26 protein-coding genes and 1 pseudogene are annotated in these 26,132 nt (G+C 35.5%); 20 read left to right on the forward strand and 7 right to left on the reverse strand.

Going from position 1 to position 26,132, the window contains the following annotated elements; all coding sequences use genetic code 11:
* Positions 1-64: 64 nt before the first annotated feature.
* A complete protein-coding gene (gene narI, locus MHI02_RS08780) occupies positions 65-760 on the forward strand; it encodes a respiratory nitrate reductase subunit gamma (RefSeq protein WP_047186291.1) in 696 nt (231 codons plus the stop codon).
* A gap of 118 nt (positions 761-878) precedes the next feature.
* Here the strand turns inward: narI (MHI02_RS08780) and MHI02_RS08785 are convergent, their stop codons facing one another.
* The gene (locus tag MHI02_RS08785) at positions 879-2,405 is read right to left on the reverse strand and encodes a nitrate/nitrite transporter (RefSeq protein ID WP_128715695.1); all 1,527 of its coding nucleotides are present in this window, start codon (positions 2,403-2,405) and stop codon (positions 879-881) included.
* 254 nt (positions 2,406-2,659) lie between these two features.
* On the opposite strand from MHI02_RS08785, the gene MHI02_RS08790 reads away from it, so the two are divergent.
* From MHI02_RS08790 to mobB, 12 genes are all read left to right on the forward strand, one after another.
* Positions 2,660-6,343 (forward strand): nitrate reductase subunit alpha, encoded by a 3,684-nt coding sequence (locus MHI02_RS08790; protein WP_060668351.1) that lies wholly within the window; start codon positions 2,660-2,662, stop codon positions 6,341-6,343.
* A complete protein-coding gene (narH, locus tag MHI02_RS08795) occupies positions 6,333-7,805 on the forward strand; it encodes a nitrate reductase subunit beta (protein WP_204797844.1) in 1,473 nt (490 codons plus the stop codon). Before MHI02_RS08790 ends, narH begins: the two co-directional genes overlap by 11 nt.
* 63 nt (positions 7,806-7,868) lie before the next feature.
* Positions 7,869-8,378: a nitrate reductase molybdenum cofactor assembly chaperone gene (gene narJ, locus MHI02_RS08800; RefSeq protein ID WP_052771784.1), complete on the forward strand. Its 510-nt coding sequence runs from the start codon at positions 7,869-7,871 to the stop codon at positions 8,376-8,378.
* A 12-nt stretch (positions 8,379-8,390) separates the two neighbouring features.
* Entirely contained in the window at positions 8,391-9,080 is a 690-nt protein-coding gene (gene narI / locus MHI02_RS08805; protein ID WP_060668354.1) for a respiratory nitrate reductase subunit gamma, read from the forward strand.
* A gap of 290 nt (positions 9,081-9,370) precedes the next feature.
* Positions 9,371-9,847, forward strand: coding sequence for a hypothetical protein (locus MHI02_RS08810; RefSeq protein ID WP_341165853.1), 477 nt, complete (start codon positions 9,371-9,373; stop codon positions 9,845-9,847).
* Positions 9,848-9,888: 41 nt separating this feature from the next.
* The gene (locus MHI02_RS08815; protein ID WP_047186285.1) at positions 9,889-11,376 is read left to right on the forward strand and encodes a tetratricopeptide repeat protein; all 1,488 of its coding nucleotides are present in this window, start codon (positions 9,889-9,891) and stop codon (positions 11,374-11,376) included.
* Positions 11,377-11,519: 143 nt separating this feature from the next.
* Positions 11,520-12,530: a GTP 3',8-cyclase MoaA gene (gene moaA, locus MHI02_RS08820; protein ID WP_257456806.1), complete on the forward strand. Its 1,011-nt coding sequence runs from the start codon at positions 11,520-11,522 to the stop codon at positions 12,528-12,530.
* Between the two features lie 15 nt (positions 12,531-12,545).
* The gene (locus MHI02_RS08825; protein WP_047186283.1) at positions 12,546-13,553 is read left to right on the forward strand and encodes a MoeB/ThiF family adenylyltransferase; all 1,008 of its coding nucleotides are present in this window, start codon (positions 12,546-12,548) and stop codon (positions 13,551-13,553) included.
* 11 nt (positions 13,554-13,564) lie between these two features.
* Entirely contained in the window at positions 13,565-14,878 is a 1,314-nt protein-coding gene (locus tag MHI02_RS08830) for a molybdopterin molybdotransferase MoeA (RefSeq protein ID WP_341166107.1), read from the forward strand.
* Positions 14,871-15,338, forward strand: coding sequence for a molybdenum cofactor biosynthesis protein MoaE (locus MHI02_RS08835; RefSeq protein ID WP_341165854.1), 468 nt, complete (start codon positions 14,871-14,873; stop codon positions 15,336-15,338). The genes MHI02_RS08830 and MHI02_RS08835 overlap by 8 nt, the downstream gene beginning before the upstream one ends.
* Before the next feature lie 2 nt (positions 15,339-15,340).
* The gene (gene moaD, locus MHI02_RS08840; protein ID WP_257456801.1) at positions 15,341-15,574 is read left to right on the forward strand and encodes a molybdopterin converting factor subunit 1; all 234 of its coding nucleotides are present in this window, start codon (positions 15,341-15,343) and stop codon (positions 15,572-15,574) included.
* Positions 15,575-16,072 carry a molybdopterin-guanine dinucleotide biosynthesis protein B gene (gene mobB / locus MHI02_RS08845; protein WP_047186279.1) on the forward strand — a complete coding sequence of 166 codons (498 nt, stop codon included), beginning with the start codon at positions 15,575-15,577 and terminating at the stop codon, positions 16,070-16,072.
* 143 nt (positions 16,073-16,215) lie between these two features.
* On the opposite strand, the gene MHI02_RS08850 is transcribed toward mobB, so the two are convergent.
* Complete coding sequence (locus MHI02_RS08850; protein WP_370447408.1) at positions 16,216-16,842, reverse strand: Crp/Fnr family transcriptional regulator; 627 nt, start codon at positions 16,840-16,842, stop codon at positions 16,216-16,218.
* Positions 16,843-17,092: 250 nt separating this feature from the next.
* Here MHI02_RS08850 and mobA point away from each other — a divergent pair, with 250 nt between their 5' ends.
* From mobA to modB, 4 genes are read left to right on the forward strand one after another with little or no spacing between them, the layout of a single operon-like run.
* On the forward strand, positions 17,093-17,686 hold the full coding sequence (gene mobA / locus MHI02_RS08855) for a molybdenum cofactor guanylyltransferase (RefSeq protein WP_047186277.1): 594 nt from the start codon (positions 17,093-17,095) through the stop codon (positions 17,684-17,686).
* 23 nt (positions 17,687-17,709) lie between these two features.
* Positions 17,710-18,225, forward strand: a complete 516-nt coding sequence (locus MHI02_RS08860; RefSeq protein WP_047186276.1) for a MogA/MoaB family molybdenum cofactor biosynthesis protein — start codon at positions 17,710-17,712, stop codon at positions 18,223-18,225.
* Between the two features lie 14 nt (positions 18,226-18,239).
* Positions 18,240-19,034: a molybdate ABC transporter substrate-binding protein gene (gene modA, locus MHI02_RS08865; RefSeq protein ID WP_047186275.1), complete on the forward strand. Its 795-nt coding sequence runs from the start codon at positions 18,240-18,242 to the stop codon at positions 19,032-19,034.
* 36 nt (positions 19,035-19,070) lie between these two features.
* Positions 19,071-19,733 carry a molybdate ABC transporter permease subunit gene (gene modB / locus MHI02_RS08870; RefSeq protein WP_047186274.1) on the forward strand — a complete coding sequence of 221 codons (663 nt, stop codon included), beginning with the start codon at positions 19,071-19,073 and terminating at the stop codon, positions 19,731-19,733.
* A 149-nt stretch (positions 19,734-19,882) separates the two neighbouring features.
* Here modB and moaC read toward each other — a convergent pair whose 3' ends face one another.
* The 4 genes and pseudogenes from moaC to MHI02_RS08890 form a co-directional block, all read right to left on the reverse strand.
* Entirely contained in the window at positions 19,883-20,374 is a 492-nt protein-coding gene (gene moaC / locus MHI02_RS08875; RefSeq protein WP_047186273.1) for a cyclic pyranopterin monophosphate synthase MoaC, read from the reverse strand.
* Positions 20,375-20,614: 240 nt separating this feature from the next.
* Positions 20,615-22,024 (reverse strand): ISLre2 family transposase, encoded by a 1,410-nt coding sequence (locus tag MHI02_RS08880; protein ID WP_047183902.1) that lies wholly within the window; start codon positions 22,022-22,024, stop codon positions 20,615-20,617.
* Between the two features lie 292 nt (positions 22,025-22,316).
* Positions 22,317-22,400, reverse strand: a pseudogene (locus MHI02_RS08885) (YjcZ family sporulation protein); the annotation flags it as partial.
* Between the two features lie 93 nt (positions 22,401-22,493).
* Positions 22,494-22,592 (reverse strand): YjcZ family sporulation protein, encoded by a 99-nt coding sequence (locus MHI02_RS08890; protein WP_084824110.1) that lies wholly within the window; start codon positions 22,590-22,592, stop codon positions 22,494-22,496.
* Positions 22,593-22,871: 279 nt separating this feature from the next.
* On the opposite strand from MHI02_RS08890, the gene MHI02_RS08895 reads away from it, so the two are divergent.
* On the forward strand, positions 22,872-23,228 hold the full coding sequence (locus MHI02_RS08895) for a DUF1360 domain-containing protein (protein ID WP_047186272.1): 357 nt from the start codon (positions 22,872-22,874) through the stop codon (positions 23,226-23,228).
* Positions 23,229-23,434: 206 nt separating this feature from the next.
* Here MHI02_RS08895 and MHI02_RS08900 read toward each other — a convergent pair whose 3' ends face one another.
* Positions 23,435-24,385, reverse strand: a complete 951-nt coding sequence (locus MHI02_RS08900) for a Gfo/Idh/MocA family protein (RefSeq protein WP_047186271.1) — start codon at positions 24,383-24,385, stop codon at positions 23,435-23,437.
* Between the two features lie 71 nt (positions 24,386-24,456).
* Between MHI02_RS08900 and MHI02_RS08905 the strand changes: the two genes are divergently transcribed.
* Both MHI02_RS08905 and MHI02_RS08910 read left to right on the forward strand, forming a co-directional pair.
* Positions 24,457-25,434 carry a glycosyltransferase gene (locus tag MHI02_RS08905; RefSeq protein WP_257456787.1) on the forward strand — a complete coding sequence of 326 codons (978 nt, stop codon included), beginning with the start codon at positions 24,457-24,459 and terminating at the stop codon, positions 25,432-25,434.
* 12 nt (positions 25,435-25,446) lie between these two features.
* Positions 25,447-26,127: an N-acetyltransferase gene (locus tag MHI02_RS08910; protein WP_047186269.1), complete on the forward strand. Its 681-nt coding sequence runs from the start codon at positions 25,447-25,449 to the stop codon at positions 26,125-26,127.
* The last annotated feature ends 5 nt before the right edge of the window (positions 26,128-26,132 follow it).

The raw sequence follows: 26,132 nt of genomic DNA on the forward strand, positions 1-26,132 counted from the left end.
ACTAGGATCTTTACATCTACTCTAATTGGTAGAGGTATCCATTTAATATAAAGGAGGGAGATAGATGGCCGGAATTTTTTGGTGGGTCATATTCCCGTATATTGCACTAACCATCATGATTTTAGGTCTCCTTTATCGTTTCACGTTTAGACAACTAACATGGGCAGCACCATCAACCAATTTTCTTGAGAAAAAGTGGTTGCGCATCGGATCACCTTTATTTCACTATGGGATTATCTTCGCGTTTATTGGACATGTCATGGGGATGGTCATTCCAATGGAGTTCTACCAAGGAATTGGTATTTCAGACCACTTATACCATATTGGAGCTATGTGGGGTGGTGGTATAGCTGGATTAATGGTAGTAGTAGGGCTTGTGATCTTATTAATTAGAAAAATTACCATTGATCCAGTTCGGATTAAAGCAACGTTTGCTGATTTTTTCTCTGTTCTTGCTTTACTATTTGTAGCTGGTACTGGAACATATATGTCAATTATTTACAATACTACTGTAGTTGCATATGAGTATCGGGCAACCATTGGACCATGGTTTCGTAGTTTATTTGTTTTTATGCCTAAGTATGAATTAATGATTGGGATACCATGGATTTTAAAAATCCATGTAGCTTCGGCATTTGCTTTCTTTGCAACAATCCCATTTACACGCTTAGTTCATATCTTTAGTTTTCCAATAAGATATCCAGCGAGATCACCACAACAATACCGATCAAGAGATAACTATAGAGGACAACATAACTAAAAAACAGGGAAGATCTTTATCATAGAGATCTTCCCTTACTTTTTTTAGGTTCGCAATAGCTGAGTAATTTACCCAAAAAACTACCATTTCCAAACAAAAATCCTGAGTTAATCAAAACTCAGGATTTTTGTTTATCGTTATTTTCATCAGTTTTCTGAGAGGAGATATCATTAAATACTCCGACATAATGGATAATATCACCAACATTATTTTTAACAGGACTAATGGATAAAAGTTCTTTATAAACTTCACCATTTTTACGTTTATTAAAGATTTCTCCTTCCCAGAAACCTTTCTCATGAATGGATTTCCACATTTCTTGATAAAAAGTTTTATCATGTTTTCCAGAGCTAATAATTTTAGGAGTATTTCCAGCTACTTCTTCTTGACTATAGCCCGTAATTCTAGTGAAGGCAGGGTTCACATGTTGAATGATTTTATTTTTATTTGTGATCATCATACCTTCAGCAACGCCTTCAATAATTTTTCCTTCCACATTTACACGATCTTGATAAAACATAAAGATAACAATCACAAAACTTACTAGAGCAAATTCAGACATTAACATAAAAGCAATGGCATGATGGCCAGTTAGATTACTTACTGCTGTAAGTAATAATGGTGGGAAAAATCCTCCAATACCACCCATCGCAGAAACGATACCATTTACGATACCTGCTTGTTCGGAAAAGTAGAGAGGAACTAATTTAAAAATCGTACCGTTTCCTAAACCTACTGTAACAGCTACAGCTAATGCTCCAACAGTGTACCAAGCAATTCCTGGAGAGAAAGAAAGTAAAATTCCGGAAAAAGCAACACCTATAAAAACAAACATTAGAATAATGAAAGCATTAAATTTATCAGCTAATAGTCCTCCTATTGGTCTTAACAATGTAGCAATGATAATAAAGATTGCTGTCCGAATCCCAGCATCAACTGGATCTAAGCCAAAGTTATCTACTAAAAAGCTTGGGAGGAACATTGTAAAAGCAACAAATGCCCCAAATGTAATGAAATAGAATAAGCTTAAGAACCATAAAGTTGCATTTTTATATACGCCTTTAATTTGTTCCATCATTGATTTTTTCACTTTGGTTTCTTTTCTATCACCAAAAATGAAAACTAAAGCAGCAAATAAAAGTAATATGATTAGGAATATACGAATGGTTCCTTGCCAGCCAATAGATTCAGCAAATATAGGGGCTCCAAACGAAGTAATCGCAGTACCAATGTTACCTATACCATAAACCCCATTGATAAATCCATGTTTTTCTTTTGGGTAATATTTAGGAAGCGACGTAACCCCGATGGAAAACACGGCCCCACCAATACCAAGTATGAGTCCTCCAATTACTAAGTCTAAAAAAGAGTTAGCAATACTTAGATAGAAGACAGGAAATAGTAAAATAAGAAAACTGATTAAAAATATAATTCTAGCCCCAAATCGGTCTGCATAAAAACCAATTGGAATACGCATGAATGATCCTAATATGACAGGTATTGCCGTTACGATGGATGCTTGTCCGGACGTTAATGGAATATCCGCTGTAATGTAGGGCATAAGTGATGAAATTAATACCCATACCATAAATCCTATAAACAAGCTTGATGTTTGCAAAGTTAATTGCAATCCAGGTTTTTTCATAATACATCCTTCCTTCTTATAAATAATATTCATTTAACCCTAGTGTTTGTTTATGACTACAGTTTAATCCTTTCTTTTTTGTTATTAAGTGAAAAACATCACATAATTTGTGACGTTTTTATGAATAAACGATTATGTACAAATTTGACCAAAATTTGACAGTAAACAAAGGTGTGATGTTTTTCACAACGTGGAATAAAATGAAATGCTTTAATGTACGTAGAAAGAATGAGTATTTTACTGGAGGGATCACAATGGGGAAGAAGCCGTCTCCACTTTGGCAACGACTAAATTATTTAAAACCAAAAGAAACGTATTCTAATAAACATAGTCAATTACAAGAAGGTAATCGAGATTGGGAGAACGTTTATCGCAGAAGGTGGCAACATGATAAAGTCATCCGTTCAACACATGGTGTGAACTGTACTGGTTCATGTAGCTGGAATATTTACGTGAAAGACGGAATTGTTACATGGGAAGGTCAAGCATTGGATTATCCGACGACAGGACCTGACATGCCAGAATTTGAACCCCGCGGTTGTCCAAGAGGGGCCAGTTTTTCTTGGTATATTTATAGTCCATTACGTGTGAAATATCCGTATGTTAGAAAAAGATTACTCGACTTATGGAGAGAAGCTTTAGAAGTACATGACAATCCACTAGAAGCTTGGAAGAGTATTGTAGAAGATAAAGAAAAAGCTAAATCCTATAAGCAAGCAAGAGGAAAAGGCGGATTAGTTCGTGCAGATTGGGAAGAAGTAACGAAACTTATAGCAGCATCTTGCCTTTATACTGTTGTGAAATATGGTCCGGACCGAAATGTTGGTTTTTCACCAATTCCAGCGATGTCTATGCTTAGTTACGCATCTGGCAGCCGGTTTATGCATTTACTAGGTGGGCAAATGTTAAGTTTTTATGATTGGTATGCTGATTTACCGCCAGCATCTCCGCAAATTTGGGGAGATCAAACGGATGTTCCTGAAAGCTCAGATTGGTTTAATTCTAGTTATATTATGACATGGGGTTCTAATGTTCCACTAACACGTACACCGGATGCTCACTTTTTAGTTGAGGCAAGGTATAAAGGAACAAAAGTTGTCTCAGTTAGTCCAGACTATGCAGAATCAACAAAATTTGCTGATGACTGGTTATCTGTTAAACAAGGGACAGATGGTGCAGTGGCAATGGCGATGGGGCATGTTATTTTAAATGAATTCTATCATAAAAACATGACTCCTTACTTTGAAGATTACGCTCTGACATACACAGATTTCCCATTTTCCGTTCGATTAAAAAAAGAAAATGGAGCTTTTACTGCAGATCGATTTTTACATGCAAAAGATTTAGGAATTGAATCTGAAAATAATGAATGGAAACCAGCGATGTACAACAGTCTTACTGAAGGATTTTCCATTCCACATGGTACGATGGGCTCTCGTTGGGATGAGAAAGGAAAATGGAATTTAAAACTAATTGATGAAAATACAAATGAAAAAATTAAACCTATTTTAAGTTTTCTTGGAATGGAAGATGAAGTTGTTCTCGTAAATATGCCATACTTTGATGCGGAAACGAGAAAGGTTTTATCTCGTGCAGTTCCGGTTAAAAAAATAGAAATCCAAGGAAAAACCGAATACATTGCAACTGTTTACGACTTAATGCTAGCGAATTATGGAATTGATCGGGGCATTGGTGGAGAGGTTGCCGCGTCTTATGATGAGGTCGCACCATTTTCACCAGCATGGCAAGAACAAATTACTGGAGTTGATCGAAACTTAGTCATTAAGATTGCTCGCGAATTTGCTCAGAATGCAATAGATACTAAGGGTCGTTCCATGATTATTATGGGAGCCGGAATTAACCACTGGTACCATTCCGATACGATTTACCGTGCCATTGTTAACCTAATACTTATGGTTGGAGCACAAGGTGTGAATGGTGGTGGCTGGGCCCACTATGTAGGACAGGAAAAATTACGTCCCGTAGAAGGATGGTCTACCATTCAATCTGCAAAAGACTGGAGCGGACCGGCGAAATTTCAAAATGGTACTTCTTTCTTTTATTTTGCCACAGATCAATGGCGTTATGAAGAAACACCAATTAGTGAACTTACAAGTGCAACGGTTGAAAAGTCTAGGTATGAACATCCAGCAGACTACAATGTTTTAGCTGCACGGTTAGGATGGTTACCTTCTTATCCTACATTTAATAAAAACGGAATTGATTTATACAACGAAGCGGTGGAAGCAGGTAATGAAACCACCGAACAAATTGGAAATTATGTTGCAAAACAATTAAAAGAAAAGGAATTACAATTCGCGATTGAAGATCCAGATAATCCGGTGAACTTCCCGAGAAACTTATTTGTTTGGAGAGCAAACTTAATTTCAAGTTCCGGAAAAGGGCATGAGTATTTCTTGAAACACTTACTTGGAGCTCAACATGGTGTACTAAATGATGATGAAGACAGTATCCGCCCAGAGGAAATTACATGGCGGGAGGAAGCCCCTGAAGGAAAAGTAGATCTTCTTATTAATCTTGATTTCCGGATGGCAGGTACAGCTTTATATTCTGATGTTATTTTGCCAGCGTCTACTTGGTATGAAAAACACGATTTATCAAGTACAGACATGCATCCATTTGTTCATCCATTTAACGCAGCCATCTCATCTCCTTGGGAAGCGAAATCAGACTGGGATATTTTCAAAGCATTAGCTAAAGGTGTTTCTGATTTAGCGGAAGAAATCGACATGGATATGATAAAAGAAATTGTTGCTACTCCATTAAATCATGATACGAAAGCAGAAATGGCACAACCATATGGGGAAATCAAAGATTGGTCTAAGGGAGATTGCGAACCAATCCCAGGTAAAACCATGCCACAAATCCATGTAGTGGAACGAGATTATAAAAATATTTATAACAAAATGATATCTCTTGGTCCTAATATTGCAACAGGGGCGTATGGCGGTAAAGGAATCAATTGGTCCATGGAAAAAGAATATGAACAAGCAAAACGCACATTTGGCACCATTGATAATGGTTCTATTGCCGATGGTTGTCCTAATATTACGAATGCAAAAGACGCATGTGATGCTGTTTTAATGCTCTCATCAACAACAAATGGAAAAGTTGCTGTCAAAGCATGGGAAGCTTTAGAAGAAAAAACAAACCTACAATTGAGAGATTTGGCTGAAGAGAGAGAAGAAGAATTATTTACGTTTGAAACGATAACCGCCCAACCTAAAACGGTTATTACATCACCAGCATTCAGTGGATCGGAAAAAGGTGGAAGAAGGTACTCTCCTTTTACAACCAATATTGAGAGAATGATTCCATTTCGAACCATAACAGGTCGTCAGTCTTACTTTGTCGATCACGAAATGATGAAAGAATTTGGTGAGTCGTTTGCAACATTTAAACCAATTTTGAATCAGAAACCATTTAATGCCAAACGCCCTGATGTGGAAGGGAAGGAAATAACATTAAATTACTTAACCCCACATAACAAATGGTCCATCCATAGTATGTACTTTGATGCACAGCCAATGTTAACACTATTCCGTGGTGGGCCAACCATTTGGCTAAATAAAGATGATGCGGCTGAAATTGATGTAGAAGATAATGATTGGATTGAATGTTTCAATAGAAACGGTGTTGTCGTAGCAAGAGCGGTTGTTTCTCACCGCATCCCTAGAACGATGGCATTTATGCACCACGCACAGGATCGTCATATTCATACACCAGGAACTAACCTAACGAAAAACCGTGGTGGTACACATAATAGTCCAACTCGTATTCATGTTAAACCAACTCATATGATTGGTGGTTATGCACAATTAAGTTACGGATTTAACTATTATGGACCAACAGGAAACCAACGAGACCTAAATGTAGTAATCCGTAAAATGAAGGAGGTAGATTGGCTTGAGGATTAAAGCGCAAGTCGGAATGGTAATGAATTTGGATAAATGTATTGGTTGTCATACATGTAGTGTGACATGTAAAAATACATGGACCAATCGTCCGGGTGCAGAATACATGTATTTTAATAACGTAGAAACGAAACCAGGCGTTGGTTACCCAAAACAATGGGAAGACCAAGAAAAATATAAAGGTGGCTGGGAGCTTCATAATGGTGAATTACGGTTGAAATCAGGCTCTAAAACGAATCGATTAATGAATTTGTTTTACAATCCGAATCAACCAGAAATGGATGATTACTATGAACCATGGAACTATGATTATGAAACTCTAACAAACAGTAAGGAAAGAAACCACCAACCTGTTGCCCGTGCAAAATCAGCTATCACTGGTGAATTCATGGATCTTGAATGGGGACCAAACTGGGAAGATGACTTAGCTGGAGGACATATTACTGGTTTGCGTGATCCTAACGTTATTCAAATGGAAGAATCTATTAAAACAGAATTTGAAGAAGTATTTATGATGTATCTTCCACGTATTTGCGAACATTGCATTAATGCACCATGTGTGTCATCTTGTCCATCTGGTGCCATGTACAAACGAGATGAAGATGGTATTGTACTTGTTGACCAAAATGCCTGCCGTGCTTGGAGACATTGTACAACTTCTTGTCCATATAAAAAAGTGTATTTTAACTGGAAAACAAATAAAGCAGAAAAATGTACCATGTGTTTCCCAAGAATTGAAAATGGTCAACCAACGATTTGTGCAGAAACTTGTGTGGGTCGTATCCGTTATATCGGTATCATGCTTTATGATGTAGATCGTGTATTGGAAGCGGCGTCCGTTGAAGATGAAAAAGAACTGTACAATGCTCAATTAAACATTTTCCTAGATCCAAACGATCCAGAAGTTATTAAGCAAGCGAAGAAAGATGGAATTCCAATGGACTGGATTGAAGCTGCACAACAATCTCCACTTTATAAAATGATTATTGATTGGAAGATTGCTTTGCCATTACATCCAGAATATAGAACGATGCCAATGGTTTGGTATATTCCACCATTAAGTCCTATTATGAACATGATTGAAGGACAGGGAAGTACAGCTGATACTGCTGATATTTTCCCAGCAATTGATGAAATGCGTATTCCGATTGAATACCTTGCTAACCTGTTGACTGCAGGAGACACAGGCCATATTCGTACGGTACTTAAGAAAATGGCAGTGATGCGCAGCTTTATGAGAGCAGAACAGACTGGTAAAGATTTTGATAAAGACATCATTTCAGAGCTTGGTTTAACGGAAAAAGCAATCAAAGAAATGTATCGTTTATTAGCTATTGCAAAATATGATGATCGATTTGTTATTCCCAAGAGTCATAAAGAAGAAGTAGCGGATCTATACGTAGAACAAGGCGCATGTGGCTTAGACTTTGCTGGGGGACCAGGAAGTTGTGGTGTATTGCATTAATTATTTGAAGGGATGATAGAAAACCCAAATTCTATCATCCTATCTATAAGAGGAGGTTTGATGATGAACTCATTTAACTATCAAATGATTTCCTTTCTTTTATCCTATCCAAGTGAAGAACTAAAAAATATGTTACCTGAACTTAAGAAAGAAATAGAAGAGACCGAAGAAGACTGTTTTAAGGAAAAGGTATTGAGTTTCATTCAAGAAATTGAAGGTAGATCATTAGATGATTGGGTGACCCATTATATAGAGCATTTTGATTTTGGAAAACTAACGAACCTTTATGTGACCTATTTAAAATTAGGCGAGCAAAGAGAACGAGGATTAGAGCTATTAAAACTAAAAAAATATTACGAGGCACATGGTTTTGACGTAACAGATAAAGAATTGCCAGATTATTTACCACTCATGTTAGAATTTTGTGCTCATGTTCCTGTGGAAATAAGTAATGAATTGCTTCAAATGCATGATAAAGCAATAGCTGAAATCCACGGCAAATTAAAGGAACAAGATAGTTTCTACTCTCTTTTATTTGATGCGCTCGAGCTTACGTTTTCAGCCCAATATTAGGAGGGGATAAAGATGGATCTGCTATTATGGGGAATATTTCCTTATATTATATTAACTATTTTTATTGGTGGACATATTTATCGTTATCAAAAAGATCAATTTGGATGGACAACAAAATCAAGTGAATTTTTAGAGAAAAAACGTTTAAGAGTTGGTTCACTATTATTTCATTGGGGAATAATATTTGTATTCGGTGGTCATGTGTTAGGATTAATTATACCTGTAGGATTATATAATGCTTTAGGAATTACGGAGCATATGTATCATATGGTAGCCATAAGCTTTGGAGTACCAGCTGGAATTGCTGCTTTTGTAGGAATTTTCCTTTTAACCTATCGTCGAATGAGTGTGAAACGGATAAAAGCGACTACTTCGCCGAGTGACTGGGTATCATTGTTTTTTATTCTATTAGCCATTGCAACTGGACTTATTGCGACTACTTTTAATGTTGATCCTAATGGGTTTGACTACAGAACAACGATTGCACCTTGGTTGAGAGGTTTATTTATTTTTAATGTACAGCCCGAACTAATGGCAACTGTACCTATTTGGTTTAAAATACACATCTACTGCACATTTGCATTATACGCTGCTTGGCCATTCACTAGATTGGTGCATGCATTTAGCTTCCCAATTCGTTATTTAAGCAGAAGCTATGTTATCTATAAACGAAGAATCCCAACGAATAAAGAAAGTTATTGATAAACTAAAAAGAGGTTGGGACATAACGAAATGTTTAACTCAAAAATCGAACAATCCCACAGAATTAGCGGAGGAAATATACGTAGACTCCTGCGGGAAAAAAGGCCTGGGTGAGACCCCGCAGTGCGTTAGCGCGAGGAGGCTCACCAGCCGCCCGCGGAAAGCGAAGTATATTTCCGGAGCGGTTTATCTACTCCATAACTTCTGTAAAGTTCGGATTTTCCTTTTGATAAAACATTTTTTCCCAACCTCGAAATACTATTATTGTAATTCATTAAAGGAAGATTCTCATGAGTAAATGGTTTTATTGGAATACAGCATTATTGGTCATTGTAATCGTTCGAGTGGTTACGTATTTTTCATTTCCTAAATTAACGTTACCAATTATTTTCGGATTGATTGGTTTTTTATTTTTCTTATTTAACTGGACGAGAAATGCAGTATTTTCCACGATTCGAAATGTAGATGATCGGAAAACGAAAATTAAGCTGGCTAATTTGTCTAAAAAAGTGATGCCTTTTCACCGCTATACAGGGACGATTGCGCTTGTCATTATTATAATTCATGTTTTCTTTATTGGATATTGGTACGGCTTTTCATTTACCAATATTAAAATGATTTTTGGATTATTGGCGTTGATTAATTTGATTTTTATGGTCATGACTGGTTGGTGGAGACTAATGAAACCAACCGGAAAATTACGTAGAATTCATTTACGATTGGGAATCTCTTTGTTTTTCCTCATAACACTGCACGTGTTATTTTAATATCCCCGGATTAAGAATATATAGACAGGAAGTGATAAAGTATGATCATGAAAATAGATTCTCCCCTCGATTATTATGAAGACATTAGAGAAACGATTATTGATGGCGATACAGAAAAGGTAAAAGAAAAAATAAAAGAATTGGAAATCCATCTCGAGCAGCAAAATTTAACAGTCGAAGAGCAATTCTATGCTTTAAGCACGTTAGGTAAATTTTATTGTAAAGTTAAAAATTATGATAAAGCAGGGGACTATTGTCGCAGGTCGCTTCGTTTGTCAAAAAAAATAGAAAATAACCATTTAGAAATGATCATTGATACATACTTGGATTATGCTTATTTAGAGATGGAGTATGGTCAAGAATCTAATGCACGAATGGAACTTGCTAAATTATTAGCGGTATTAGATAACCATGAATATCGAGATCCGTATACGTATGGAACGATTTTCAGCAGTTTAGCTAGAGTTTCTTTAATGGAAGAAAATATAGAGAACGGAATGAAACAGTATGAAAAAGCAGTGAATTACTTTAGAGAGTCATTAACTGAAACTCATCCCGTACTGTTATCAACTATTTATGAATTATCTGACATATATATCAAAATAGAAGATTATCAAAGTGCCTTAAAGCTACACAAACAATTGATGGAAGCTTATCAAATGAATAATAATAAACGTTTAGAGGCTAGGGAATTATTAAAAATAGGTGAGATTCACTTTTATATTGATCTAAAAGAAGCAAGAAAAATAATTACAGATGCAATTAAGTTAATGGCCAAGTTACCTGAAGAAAATCCTTTAGACATGTCAAAAGCGGTTTTAATGTTAGCAGAAATTGATGAAAATATGGGGAATTTCCCCAGAGCAATTAATTATTACAAACAAGCACTGAACGAATTATTAAAAATATATGAAGAAAGTCATTTCATGATTGTTTATATTTATTCAAAAATCGGTACTATTTCTATCCGGACGTTTAAATTAGATCAGGCAAAGGAATACCTGGAAAGAGGATTACCATTATCTAACGCGTTTCCCAAAATTCGCATGCAATTTCTATACGCATTAGGAAAAATATACTCTGATAAAAAAGATTATGGTGAAGCACAGAAAGTATTTGATGAGTTTTTACAAAGTTTGGAACAAGAAGGGCGTAAAAATTCTATAGCCTATGGAAATACGTTACAGGCAATTGCATTTAATCATTTAGAGCAAGAAAATGTAGAACTTGCTTTTACGCATTACCAAGATGCACTAGCAATCTATGAAAAGATTCCGAACTGTAGAGACGAAAAAGGGCTAACATATATTCGATTAGCATACTGTTATGAAAATCTACCTAATCAAGATTTGAATAAGGCGGAGATATGTTACGTAAAAGGATTTAATATGATAGAAAAGACTCGTAATCAAGAACTGTTAGAAGAATCTTTAGCAGGAATCATCGAATTTTATAACAGAAATAATCAGCCATCAAAAAGAAAAATGTATGAAGATAAATTTGTGAAATTAGTAAATAAGAAAAAATGACATATTCATGAAATAAGTTCTATATTAATCATAATGATGTATTAATAGACTAAGTGACATTTTTAACAGATAAGCCAGATACAATAATATATACTATTCTTATGATAGATAAAAGGAACCACCCCTAAAAGGAGAGATCCAAAGTGTCAGTTATTACAGATAAATTCGGTCGCCCGTTAAAGGATCTTCGTATCTCTGTTATTGATCGTTGTAATTTTAGATGCACCTATTGTATGCCGAAAGAGATTTTTGGCAGGGATTTTGTATTTATGCCTAGAGAACAATTATTAAGCTTTGAAGAAATAGAGCGGTTAGCTAAAATTTTTGTAGATCTAGGTGTTAGAAAAATTAGATTAACCGGTGGAGAGCCCCTTATGAGAAGGGATTTGCCAACATTAATTAGTAAATTAACCAAAATCGATCAGTTGGAAGACATCGGATTAACAACAAATGGTTCTTTATTAGGTCATTTAGCTGAAAAATTAAAAGAAGCTGGACTTAAGCGTGTCAATGTAAGTTTGGATGCATTAGATGACGAATTATTCAAATCTATTAATGATAGTGGTGTAGGACCGGAACGTGTTCTTAAAGGGATCCAGAAAGCAAAAGAAGTTGGACTTGAAGTGAAAGTGAATATGGTCGTTAAAAAAGGAATGAATGATCACCAGGTTGTTCCTATGGCGGCTTATTTTAAAGAACAAGGAATCACATTAAGATACATTGAATTTATGGATGTCGGACAAACAAATTCCTGGGATTTTAGTAAAGTTATTACGAAAAAACAAATTTACGAACAGTTAAACGAACAATTTGACTTGGAACCAGTTGATCCGGATTATCTTGGTGAAGTTGCTAAACGTTATCGTTATGTAGGAACGAATACAGAAGTAGGTTTTATCACTTCTGTTTCGGAATCATTTTGTTCTACTTGTACAAGAGCAAGAATTGCAGCGGATGGAAAAATGTATACTTGCTTATTTGCTGAAAATGGGTTTGATTTTCGAGAGCTTTTACGTTCGGATAAATCGGATCTGGAGATTAAAGATGAAGTGATACGTATATGGAATAATCGTACGGACCGATATTCCGATGAACGGACAGAAGAATCAGCAAAAAGTAGAAGCAAAATTGAAATGTCTTATATTGGCGGATAGAAAGGGAACAAGTAGATGGAAAGATATTCACGGCAAATGTTATTTAAGCCAATTGGAAAAGTAGGACAACAAAAAATATCCGAAAAACATGTGCTTATTCTTGGTTGTGGCGCTCTTGGTTCCGCAAACGCAGATAACTTAGCTCGTGCTGGTGTAGGTAAATTAACACTGATTGATCGGGATTATGTGGAAATAAGTAATTTACAAAGACAGCAACTATATACAGAACAAGATGTCTACAACCAAATACCAAAAGCTATTGCAGCAAAGAAAAGATTACAAGAGATTAATTCAGAGATTGACATAGAAGCACATGTCATGGATGCCTCGGTAACGTCTCTGGAACCTTTATTAACAGGTATCGATTTGGTTATGGATGCAACCGATAATTTTGATACCCGGTTTTTACTTAATGATATGTTACAAAAGTATTCTATTCCCTGGATTTTTGGTTCATGTGTAGGAAGTACGGGAATGAGTTATACGATTTTACCTAATCAAACACCATGTCTAAGATGTTTACTAGATGCAATTCCCGTTTCCGGAGCTACATGTGATTCAGTCGGCATTATTTCACCTGCAGTTCAGATGGTAGTTGCTCATCAAACAACAGAAGCCCTAAAAATTTTAATCGAAAATCAAAAATCTCTACGTACCTCACTAGTTACTTTTGATTTATGGAATAATCACTACCATATGATGAAGGTAGATAGGGCGAAAAAACAGACTTGCCCAGCTTGTGGAGAAAATCCAAATTATCCAGCTTTAGATTATCAATCTACAACCAAATCAGAAGTGCTTTGTGGAAGAAATACAGTTCAAATTAGGACATCCCAAAAGCAAAATTTAAATCTATTAAAAGAACGTTTGGAAAGAATTGCGCCAGTAAAAGTAAATGACTTTTTAATTTCTATTGAATATGAGTCTTATCGACTTGTTTTCTTTCAAGATGGTAGAACGTTAATACATGGGACCAATTCTATTGAAAAAGCGAAAAGTATCTATTATCAGTTAGCAGGATGAAGGTGAATAACGTGGTAGAAAGAAGAAAACCAATAAAAGTGAATGAAGCTATTTCCCGAGTGATGAACTTTGCAACAAGTGGAAAGGTAGAATATGTTCCGATAGAAGACAGTTATGGCCGTTTTTTAGGAGAAGATTTAATCGCCGATCATCATGTACCTCCATTTGATCGTTCCCCATACGATGGATTTGCTATACGCTCTATAGACACAATAGCGGCTTCCAGTGCCAATCCCATCGAGTTAGAAGTAGTTGGAGAAATTGGTGCAGGAAGTGTTTTTGAAGATACAGTAACGGAAGGTCAAGTGGTTCGGATCATGACAGGTGCACAAATTCCCGATGGTTGTGATGCAGTTGTTATGTTTGAAGTGGTGAAAGAGTTTGAGAATGATCATAAGTCTTTTATCCAATTGAAAAGAAATGTGAAGTCCGGTGACAATATTTCTTTTACCGGAGAAGATACGAAAAAAGGAACATCTCTTGTTAGGAAGGGTACCTTTATTAATCCTGGTATTGTTGCGTTACTTGCGACATTCGGTTATAAAAAGGTTCCAGTAAGTAAGAAACCTAAAATTGGAATCATAGCTACTGGAAGTGAATTATTAGGTGTTGATGAGCCGTTACAACCAGGAAAAATTAGAAATAGTAATGCTTTCATGGTTCAATCACAAATTATTCGTGCGGGTGGAGAGCCTATCTATTTTGGTCAGTTTAGTGATGAGTTTGAAACATGCTTTAACCAAGTCGCAAATGCTCTGAGTCAAGTGGATATTTTAATAACAACAGGTGGAGTATCTGTTGGTGATTATGATTATTTACCGGAAATATATAACAAGCTACATGCCAATGTTTTATTTAATAAAATTGGGATGAGACCAGGGAGTGTAACAACGGTTGCTGAAATAGAAGGAAAGCTATTATATGGTCTTTCTGGAAATCCTTCTGCTTGCTATGTTGGTTTTGAACTTTATACTCGACCTATCATTCGAACTTTCTTACATCATACAAATGCATTTTTGAAAAAAGAAGTTGCCATTCTTGGGTCTGATTTTCCTAAGCCCAATCCATTTGATCGTTTTGTTCGAGGTCATTTAACTTATGAAAGTGGTCGTTTAGTTGCAACACCGGTCGGTTTAGACAAGTCAAACGTTGTTTCCTCTTTAGCTGAAGCTAATATTCTTATTGTCCTACCAGGGGGGACACGTGGATATGAGGCTGGAATGGAGGTTTCTGTTATATTATTAGAAGACCAAGAAGGTACTACAATGGAAAAATTTACAACAATGGATGTAAATACGAGAAGGAGTCAGAGAAAATATGACTGATTCATTATTTGAAATCGTTGAAGAGCCTATTGATGTAGAAGCGATTATTGAAAAAGTGAAAAGAAGAGAAGCAGGGGCTATTACTACTTTTATGGGTACTGTACGTGAATGGACGAAGGGAAAGCGTACCGTCTATTTGAAATATCAGGCGTATAAACCAATGGCAGTAAAAATGCTTACTAAAATCGGTGATGAAATAGAAGAAAAGTGGCCCAACACAAAGGTTGCTATTACTCATCGTATTGGGCATCTAGATATTTCTGATCTTGCAGTCGTCATTGCTGTGTCTTCTCCACATCGAAAAGCAGCATACGAAGCAAATGAATATGCCATTGAACGCATTAAACAAATAGTACCGATATGGAAGAAGGAACATTGGGAAGATGGCGAAACATGGATAGGAGATCAATTGGAAACCGCTGTCTACCCAAGCGGAAGTCCAAATATAAAGGATGTGTAAAGATGATTCATATTTTATTATTTGCTGATTTACAAGAAAAGGTAGGGAAGGATCAACTGGAATTGGAGGAAGAATCCATCTCAGTTAAGGAGTTAAAAAAGAAAATAAAAAATGAATATGGTCTATTACAATTAGACCAAGTAATGACGGCAATAAATGAAGAATATGCAATGGAAAGTGATATTGTTAAATCTGGAGATACAGTTGCATTTATTCCCCCAGTTAGTGGTGGTTAAATGTTTGTTTTACAAATCGTCGGCTATAAAAATAGTGGAAAAACGACCTTAACAACAAAACTTATAGAGTATTTTACATCGATTGGAGTTCGAACAGCATCGTTGAAACACCATGGCCATGGTGGGGTACCAGAAGGAATAGGTAGTACAGATAGTGAAAAACATCGGAGTGCTGGATCTTTAATTGCAGGTGTAGAGGGAGATGGGTTATTTCAATTATCCAAGAAAAACTGGAAACTAAGTGAAATGATTGAAATTTACAAAATCATGCAGGTAGATTTATTATTAATCGAAGGATTTAAAAAGGAAAAATATCCAAAAATCGTGCTAATAAGTCAAGAAGAGGACATTAGATTAGTTGAAGAAGTTAGTAATATTAAGGTCGTCATCAGTAGAATTCCTTTAACACAGAATTTCTGTCCTTTTCCTTTATTTCATATTACAGAGATGGAAAGGATTTACCAATGGATATGGAAAGAAATGAGATTAAAAGAATAAAAAAAGAAATAACATTTTATACGTTAGGAAGTATAAAATGTTAGCGGGAAGTGAACCGACAAAGTAAAAATGTTAAAAGCCTAAGTATAAGAAAAACTAACACATTCGCTAAAGAACTAGTGAATGCGAGTTTTTCTAATCTCTTAATTAATATTGCATATTTCGATTGGGCAATTTTCACAGCCTATTTTTGCTCGTAAATAATCGATATCTTTTAATAGTATTTTACCACTTTTATCCATTGATATAACATCTAATTTTCTTAATTCAACAAGCATTCTATTGACACTTTCCCGAGTTGCGGCACAAAATTTAGCTAATTCTTGATTAGTTAAAACTAGATCAATTAATATTCCTTCGTCCTTTACAACTCCGTAACTATTGGAAAGACGGATAAGGGTGGAATATAAGGCACCTTTCTTCCCGTTTAATAATAGATCCCTTATTTTGGACTGATATTTTCTCATGTGATTACTGGTCCATTTTAAATATTCAAACGTTAACTCATTATTGGTCATAAGTGCCTTTTCTAACATTTCTTTCTGTATAACATGAACCTCACCACGTTCCATAACTTTTGCACTTAGTATATATTTGGGGTCATTACAGAATAAAGTTAATTCACCAATAATATCGTTATGTTTACAAATTCGTAAAATCATTTCTTTACCATCGGCAGTTAACTTTGAGATTTGGACGAGTCCTGATTTAATGATAAAAATTTCTTCTGCTTCGGTACCCTCATGGAAAAGATAGGTTTCCTCATCCATCACCTTTTGGGTACTGATGGAATTTAATAGTGCCCGGAGATCTGGAGAAATTAAATCTTCTTCCGTTTTCGCATCTAATAACACACTTGTTTGCAAATCTTTCATCTCCTTTGATTGCAAATGGAACGTATGGAATCATTAGTCTGCATAACTAACAATTTCCTACCATTATTTTATCATTGAATAAAAATGATTTTGGAACTTTTCGGTTACGAATTTGTGAATCTTTTATATGGAATGGGGTTTTATTATGAAAGATAAAATAATAGGTATTGTACTTTCTGGAGGGCAATCAAGAAGATTTGGTTCTCCAAAAGCTTTTGCGAGGAAGGATGGAAAATATTTTTATCAATACTCTATTGATGCTTTGAGTAGTGTTGTGGATTCTTTCGTATTGGTTACGAACCCAACCCTAATAGGTAAATTTCTTTATGAGCAAGAAGTGAATTTTGCTATAATAACAGATAAGAAGGAGTATGAGGGATTAGGCCCCTTAGCAGGTATTTTTAGTGGAATGGAATATATACGAGGGGATTGGTATGTGATCTCTCCCATTGATGTTCCCTTTATTAATGGAAATATATTCCAATCATTACTTTTACATAGGGACAAAAATATTGACGCCATAATCCCAGTGGTTTCGGGTAAAATTCAACCACTCCTTTCCATCTATCACTATCGTGTGAAAAGACTTATTCAACTTCAACTCAAGAGTAATACATTATCTGTTCAAGAGCTATTAAAAAAATGCAGAGTAAAGTATGTTTCGATGGAGGAAGAAAAGGCTTTTTATAATATAAATAGAAGATCGGACTATGAGAAATGGATTGAAACTGAAGAATAAAATGAGGATAGGGAGTGTTCAAGATGCTGGCAGATCATCGGAAACATGCATCACAACATATTTCATGTGCTGTCATTACGGTTAGTGATACAAGAATTAAAACTACGGATAAAAGTGGTAAAAAAATAAAGGAATTTTTACAAAAATATGATCATCAAGTCAATCTTTATCAAATAGTACCTGATGAAGGTGATCAAATACGACTAGCTGTGGAAAAAGCGATTTATAGTGAAAAGATAGATGCAGTTATTGTAAATGGAGGGACAGGTATCTCTCATCGTGATGTAACCATTGAATCGATTGAGCCATTATTTGACAAACAACTGCCAGGCTTTGGTGAATTATTCCGATATTTAAGTTTTCAACATGATATTGGCACAGCGAGTATTCTATCTAGAGCAACTTGTGGCGTTGCGAATCATTGTGTTATATTTTCAATTCCAGGATCGACCGGTGCGGTTACACTAGCAATGGAACAAATCATCTTACCTGAGTTAGGGCATATCGTTAAAGAGATTCATAAAGATATAGGTCGTTAAAAAGGAGCCGCAACATGAAAAAATGTAGCATACTTATTTTGATTATAATAATGGTTGTCTTGTCAGGATGTTCATCTGAAGAGCAAGACAGCGATGGGAAAATAGAATTAACGATCTCGGCTGCTGCTAGTTTAACTGATGCTCTACTGCAATTACAAGATACATTTGAAAAAGAGCATCCCGAAATTCAAATTTCATACAATTTTGGTGGTTCCGGATCCCTACGAAAGCAGATTGAACAAGGTGCACCAATAGATTTATTTATATCGGCATCAAGTATCGATTATGAAAAATTAGTAGAACAGCAAAGGGTAATGGAAGGGGAAGCTATCCTTTCCAATAATCTTGTACTTATTTCGGAAAATGAAGCGGAAGTATCATCTTTTGATTCATTCTTAGCAGGTGAGGGGACTATTGCGATTGGCACGCCAGAAGCAGTTCCAGCAGGTACATATGCACAAGAAACTTTAACAAACTTAGGAGCATGGGACACATTAGAAAAGCAGAATCGTCTTGTTACAACAAAGGATGTATCCCAAGTTCTCACATTAGTTCGTGAAGGTGCAGCAGATGTAGGTATTGTATATTCAAGCGATGTAAATCGGGCAGATAACGTTCATATTTTACAGGAATTTGACAAAAGTATTCACTCACCAATCAAATATTATGCTGCAATTATTGACAATGGCGAAGAAAATGAAGCTAAATTAAAAGCAAAAGAGACCTATTATCAATTTATATCAAGTGAAACAGCTAAAAAAGTTTTTGAAGAGTATGGATTTCAATTTACAATAAGTGTTCAAAAATGAGGATGAAAAGGACCGAATAGAGTAGGTGAAAGAGAAATGCAATGGTCATGGCAACCCGTTCAATTATCATTTTATGTAGCAAGCGTAGCAACAATAATTGCATTTCTATTAGCTGTCGTTTCAGCTTTTTGGATGATACAGAAAGACAGGAAAGGCAAGGCAATTATAGAGACGATATTCTTCTTGCCATTGGTATTACCACCAACAGTTATTGGTTTCTTTCTCATTGTAATATTTGGTAAAAACAGTTGGGTAGGACAAGCCATTGAGACGGTAACTGGAGGTAGTGTGTTATTTACTTCAACAGCAGCTATTATTGCAGCTTTAGTAGTTGCTTTTCCTTTAATTTATCAATCTATTAAGACAGGTTTTTTGTCAGTAGATCAAACTATTATTGGAGCAGCCAAGGTGGATGGAGCAAATGATTGGTCCGTATTAATTAGGATTATTTTGCCTTTGTCATCTCGCTCCATTGTCACTGGATTGGTGCTTGGCTTTACAAGGGGATTTGGTGAGTTTGGTGCGACATTAATGTTTGCAGGAAATATACCAGGAAAAACGCAAACTATCCCGACAGCTATATATCTTGCAATAGAAACTGGAGCTACAAGCATCGCCTGGTACTACGTTCTTGTTAGTATAAGTTTTTCATTTGTATTGCTTTTGATCATTAATCGAATGAAATCAGATCAATTATAAAAGAGGTTGGGACATAACGAAATGTTTAACTAAAATGACGAACAATCCCACAGAATTAGCGAAGTATATTTCCGGAGCGGTTTATCTACTCCATAACTTCTGTAAAGTTCGGATTTCTTTTTTTATAAAACATTTTTGTCCCAACCTCTTTAATTATTTTTTCTTTTAAAATTTCCGCTTTTCCCCCCACTTTTTTCAAGAAGGTAGGTTTGTCCAATAATCATCCCTTTGTCAACGGCTTTACACATGTCGTATACAGTTAATGCAGTAACAGAAGCTGCTGTTAATGCTTCCATTTCAACACCTGTACTCCCTACTGTTTTTACTTCGGCATTAATCATAAGTTCGTATGTATCATTTTCGATGTTAGTCCATTCAAATGATAAATCCACTCCACTTATTGGAATGGGATGACACATCGGTATTAAAGTAGATGTTTGTTTTGCGGCCATTATACCTGCAACTTGAGCGACAGACAAAACATCTCCTTTTTTATTTTTTTGTTCTGTGATATTTTCATAAACGATTCTTTTCATTTGGATACTAGATCTAGCAATGGCTTTTCGTGCTGTTTCTTTCTTATCCGAAATATCAACCATTTTAGCCCGGCCATGTTCATTAAAATGTGTGAAATCTGTCAATTTTGTCACCTATCTCTATTTAAGATTCGTATATTAAGTTTAGCTTAAGAAATGTTGAAATTCAAATAGATAATAGAAAAATGTATGTGTCAAGTTTTTCTCGGTGTGTCTTTCACACCAATATTTCCGGCACTCTATTTTTGTACACTTTTTCGGCTACCGCGCGACCCTTGTCGCTTGCTGTCCCCAATTTTTAGGTAACGTTCTAAAAACCAAGAACCTTACCTAAAAATCAGGGTGTTATCTAAAACTTTTTATTAACTGTCCAATAGCTGATGAATGAGCTGTATTTAGGCTTATTTTACCTTGTTTTGCTCCAATTGACGGCTGGGTTTCCTGGCGTAGAAATTCAGTCATACGAACCACTTTTTTCACGTCTCGTTGTTTTCTTACACTTCGCCTTTGGTCTCTCAAATAGACGGATCGTAATGTTTTATTTAGAATCCCTTGTTTGATCTTCACCATTGCCTCACTACCTTCTAAACTCCAATGCATTCCACGCTTTTTCATTCGGAATGAAATATGTCGTTGGTTGGATTCCATTGCACCCATGCCCCTTGCCTCTTTTGGTGGATTCTCAACTTTTTCTCTCCAATCAAAAATTCGATCCCAATTACCGCCAATATATCTACGAAAATCCTCGGCCTTTTCTAACTGCTTATCCGTTTCTAAAGTGCTCTCCAATGTATCCATCCAACGTATGAAATCATCCAGTTCGTGTTCTTTGATTGCCTTTTGTACACCTTCTTTAAACTCGCTCTTTTTAACTCCAAAAGTTCGATTCAGTGCTTTAGAAATGTGAAAGGAATCCAATTGATTTAAAACAGGATAACTAGACTGTGAGAAAGCCTCTTGAAAACGTTCTGCCGTATAACCGGGACCACCATCACTATTGGTGACAACTTGTGTATTTTCTAAGGAATAATGACTAGCTGTAAACGCCTGGACTTCTTTCCAAAAATCATTTGTTGGTTTGGTTGTCATAATAACTTGTGGATTCTTTAGGGATACGCGCTTTCCATTTTTAATCCAACCTTCATGGATCACTGCATGATGTACTTCATGACTTGTTTTTTCCTTAGTCCCACGCACAAATACACCATCTGCCTCGGCAAATAAAAATTCCAATTCTTTCCCCTTTGGTAAATAGGCAGCTTCCTCTAATTCAGCTAACAATTCTTCATCAGCTTGCGCTTGTGCTTTTCCTACACGCTTCACCATACTTCCCACTGTCGTATGACTAAGATTCACGGCAGTCCATTCACTTAATATGCGTGCAGTTTCTCGGTACGTACTCTCACTAGCCAACTCCGCCACTTTTACTTCAACTAAAGGACTATGTCGCTGATATTTTCTAAATCCAACCCACTCATCAAAAGGATAATGCGCTTTCCCATTGATATCGTGCATTAATGTATGCGTAAAACGAACTGCCCCAAAGATAAACTGAATTGTCTTTTCATCTTCTCGTTCAACCGTCCAACCCTTACTTTGCATTCTTCTTTTTATCGTTTGATTAAGTTGTGTAAATACGCTCCCCATCAGTTTAGTAAGGAGATCATATACATAAATTTGAACATGTTCCTCAAAGTCAATTAAATCATTTGTATCCTTTAATAATTCGCTGATTTTTGATATAATTGTATTCATGAAAAGGCCTCTTTCAAATGTATTTGCCGGTCAGCATACATTTATGATAGAGCGCCTTTTCTTTTTTTTCTAGAATTTTGTTTCAAATCCCCGAGAACTATTTTACACATAGATAGAAAAATTCTTGTTTAACCCACCTCAAGCTTCTAAGGAAACAAAGAAGGTAGGTGGGAGATGAACTGCCCGTAAAGGTTACCTATTCCTTATAGTCGTTACTTTCCCTATTTTCCATCATTAGAAAAGGAAACCAGTTGGATGGTTTCCCTTCTTAAACAATATTAAATGATAGAATTTACAGCCAAGCTGCACCAACGATTATTAGAAGGATAAATAAAACAACGATTAACGCAAATCCGTTTCCGCGTCCATAACCACCATAGCCGTAACCACCGTATCCGTAACATCCACATCCGAAGCCCATTATTGAATTCCTCCTTTTATTTATTTAAGAAACCATCCTTATTTTACTTTAGCAGGCAACGTAAGCTGAGCCCACAATAATTAATAGTATGAACAATACTACAAGTAAGGCAAAGCCTCCACCATAGCCACCTTCAACATTACTCATTTAAACATCACCTCCAAAGTGATTTACAATATTACTATATGTGTCGGGCGTTTGTATGATATGGGTATACGTCTAGATTGGGGTAAATTGGGCACGTGTAAGGATGAGATTCCTAAGTTGAAATGGACAAAATCTTTGTTGAATCCATACGTACATGTCTTTAATAGCTATGTTGTATTTTTGAACGTCCATTTATCTGATTAGTGAGCCTATAACAATTGCTCCTAAAACACATATAATACGATAAGTCCTTCTAACATTAATGAAGAGGTTGATGAAATGAATTTATCCGGATTCGAATTCTTATTGTTAGCATTGGCAACATTTCGATTAACTAGATTGATTGTTTTTGACAAAATAACCACATTTTTAAGATCGCCATTCTTAGAAGAAGTGGAGGAAGTAGAAGGGGATGGAACGGTTGTAACATATATAGAAGTTAAAGGTAATGGGATTAAGAAATGGATAGGGGAATTACTTAGCTGTTATTGGTGCGCTGGAATATGGTGTGCAGTTTTACTATTAGTGTTTTATGATGTTTGGCCAACAGTTATGGAATTTATCATTATCGTTCTTGCAATTACTGGTGCGGCAGGTTTTTTGGAATCTGTAGTAAATAGACTCACAGATTATTAAAATTAGCAGGGAGGTATGGAAATGAAAGAGAAATACCAATCAAAAAAGGAATTAAAAGGAGCAACGTATTCAAAAAGAAAGAAAAAGTCAGGTTGTGGCTGTGGGAGAAAAAGGAAAAAAAGACGGTAGTATATAAATGTAGCATTCAACATTGATCATTCCATAAAAAAATAGGTATTCCTTTCATAATAGGGAATACCTATTTATTAATCCTTGTTTTTATTTGAGTGGATAATGGATTCACTTATTTTATTAGTCAAAATTAATATTTTCATTCCTTCTTCTCCGGGCACATTAGGTTTTTGATCATTTTTAATGCAGTTAATGAAATCCAGCAACTGTACGTTTAATGGTTGTATGGAATGGTCAAATTGAATAGTTTCCATAATTGGTACAGAAGCGCTACTGGTATCCTCTTGAATAGAGCGAGAAATCTTCATTACATTATTTAAAATATCAGTCTCAAAGAGAGCGTCTTTCGTGAGAACTTTAATTGTTCTAATTTTTCTACTAGATTTAAAACTGGCTGTTAAGTGAACTATTACACCTGATAAGGATTGAGCTATAGTAACAGCGTGTTCGGGAATGCCATTTATCACCTTTCCAACGGTATACAACTCACCATAGCTATCTGTAAGGAGTTCATCCAATATATATAAATCATGGATCATTAAATCCTTAACCACATCAATATCTTTTAATCTATCATCATATGGACTCATTCTAAAATGCATAATCTCTATAATTTCTTCATTTTGTAATTTATTTTTAAGAAATTGTATTAATGGGTTATATAGTTCAATATGTCCTACTTGAAGTTTAATGCCAGCTTTTTTTGCCCGATCAATCAAGTCTCTTGCTTGATCGACTGTACTAGTAATTGGTTTTTCCATCAACATGTGTACGTTATGCTCAATACAAGATAAGCCGACTTTATAATGAAATTCTGTAGGTACAGCAATACTCACAGCATCGACTGCACGGAGAAGGTTATTTAAAGAATGAAAAGGTTTAACCTGATACTTATTAGCGATCTCATTTCTTTTCTCTTCATCTGTATCGTATATGCCCACGAGTTCGCAATCGTTTTGAAGGGATAAATAAGTTTGAACATGATTCTCACCCATTTTACCGATTCCAATTACGCCGACTTTCATGCTTAACCTCCTCATAATTGAACTCCTAATGTATATTATGATTTATTCAATAATTGATATGGACGTTAGTAATGAAAAGATTTAAGTTTGGCTTTTTAACTATTAATCATTTAGAAGGTGAATGTATGATTCATATATTATTTATTGCTGAAGATACATCCCAACTCTTGAATAAAAATTTTTATTATCTTGAACAGGAGCTTGTTAAACTAGCACATGTCACATTCTGGAGAAAAAATGGACATATCAGTTCTATTCTCAAAAAATTATCTATCCGACCAGATTTTATTTTAGTATTAAATGATATAGGCAAAAAATTCTCCCCCCGAATTAAGGGGTTAGCAAACATTGACATTCCCGTAGGACTATTTATTAATGACGTTCATCGATTCACAAATCTTCGGAGAAATTTTATTTCCAAAAATAAAATACCTTTTCTATTTACGATAGCTCGAGATAAATTCATCGAAATTTACCCAGAATTTCAATATAAAATGGAATGGTTTCCTCATTTTGTGAATACAAAAATTTATAGGGATTATCACGAACAAAAGAATATTCATCTATTAATGATGGGGGCGGTAAACGATATTTATCCATTAAGAAAAAAAATACGTAACACATATAAAGAAGACTCTAATTTTGTTTACCATAAGCATCCGGGATATAAGTCATTTAATGAACAGGAAGAAACCCAACATTTTATTGGCTCCTATTACGCTAAGGAGATAAATCGAGCCAAGATCTTTTTTACATGTCCATCAATATATTATTATCCTGTTAGGAAATATTTTGAGGTTTTAGCATGTAATACGTTACTTTTAGCACCTACATTCAAGGAACTGGAGGATCTTGGTTTTATTCCGGGTACACACTTTGTTCCAATCGATGAAAACAACTTTGCAGAGAAGGCTGCATACTATTTAGAGAATGAAACTAAACGACAGCAAATTGCTGAACAAGGCTATCATTTTATTTACGAAAACCACTCCGTTAAAAAAAGAGCTCGGCAATTAATTAAAAAAATGGAAAGCATTGTTTTTAAATAAGGGGGATTTACTTTGTCCGTCATTCCAGAAACTGTAAAGTTAGGAAGTCATGTCGTTATAGAAAAAGGTGTGACAATTGGAGAAAATGTCGTAATCGGTCATCACACCACTATATTACAAGGCACTAAAATCGCTGATGATGTTGTTATTGGAAACAGCTGTGTATTAGGTATAAAACCGGCGGTCAATAAAAGAATGAGAAAAATTTCACAGGAAAATGTTTCATTAATTATTCAATCAGGGACTAGAATTGGAAATTTGACTTCCGTTTATTCAGGGACACATATTGACAAAAATGTATTTATTGGTGACCATGCAAGCATTAGAGAGAATGTTTTAATAGGGGAAGGAACTGTTGTTGGAAGAGCAGCTATTGTAGAATTGAATTCAAAAATAGGGAAAAATTGCACCATTCAAACACTTGCATATGTAACTGGGGATACAACGCTGGAGGATGATGTTTTTATCGGACCTTGTGTCTCGATGTCGAATGATAAGTATATGGGGACTAAACCATACTCTTTAAAAGGAGCATATATCGAAAAGGGAGTAAAGATTGGGAACAATGCTTCACTACTTCCAGGAATTAAAATAGGCAGAAATACAATAGTAGGTGCTGGTTCCGTTGTTACTAAAGACTTAGAAGAAAATATTACTGTTGTTGGCGTTCCTGCTCGAAAGATTAATTCCTAGAAGGG

The sequence above is a fragment of the Oceanobacillus sp. FSL K6-0118 genome (assembly GCF_038006665.1).
GTDB classification, from domain to species: domain Bacteria; phylum Bacillota; class Bacilli; order Bacillales; family Amphibacillaceae; genus Oceanobacillus; species Oceanobacillus caeni.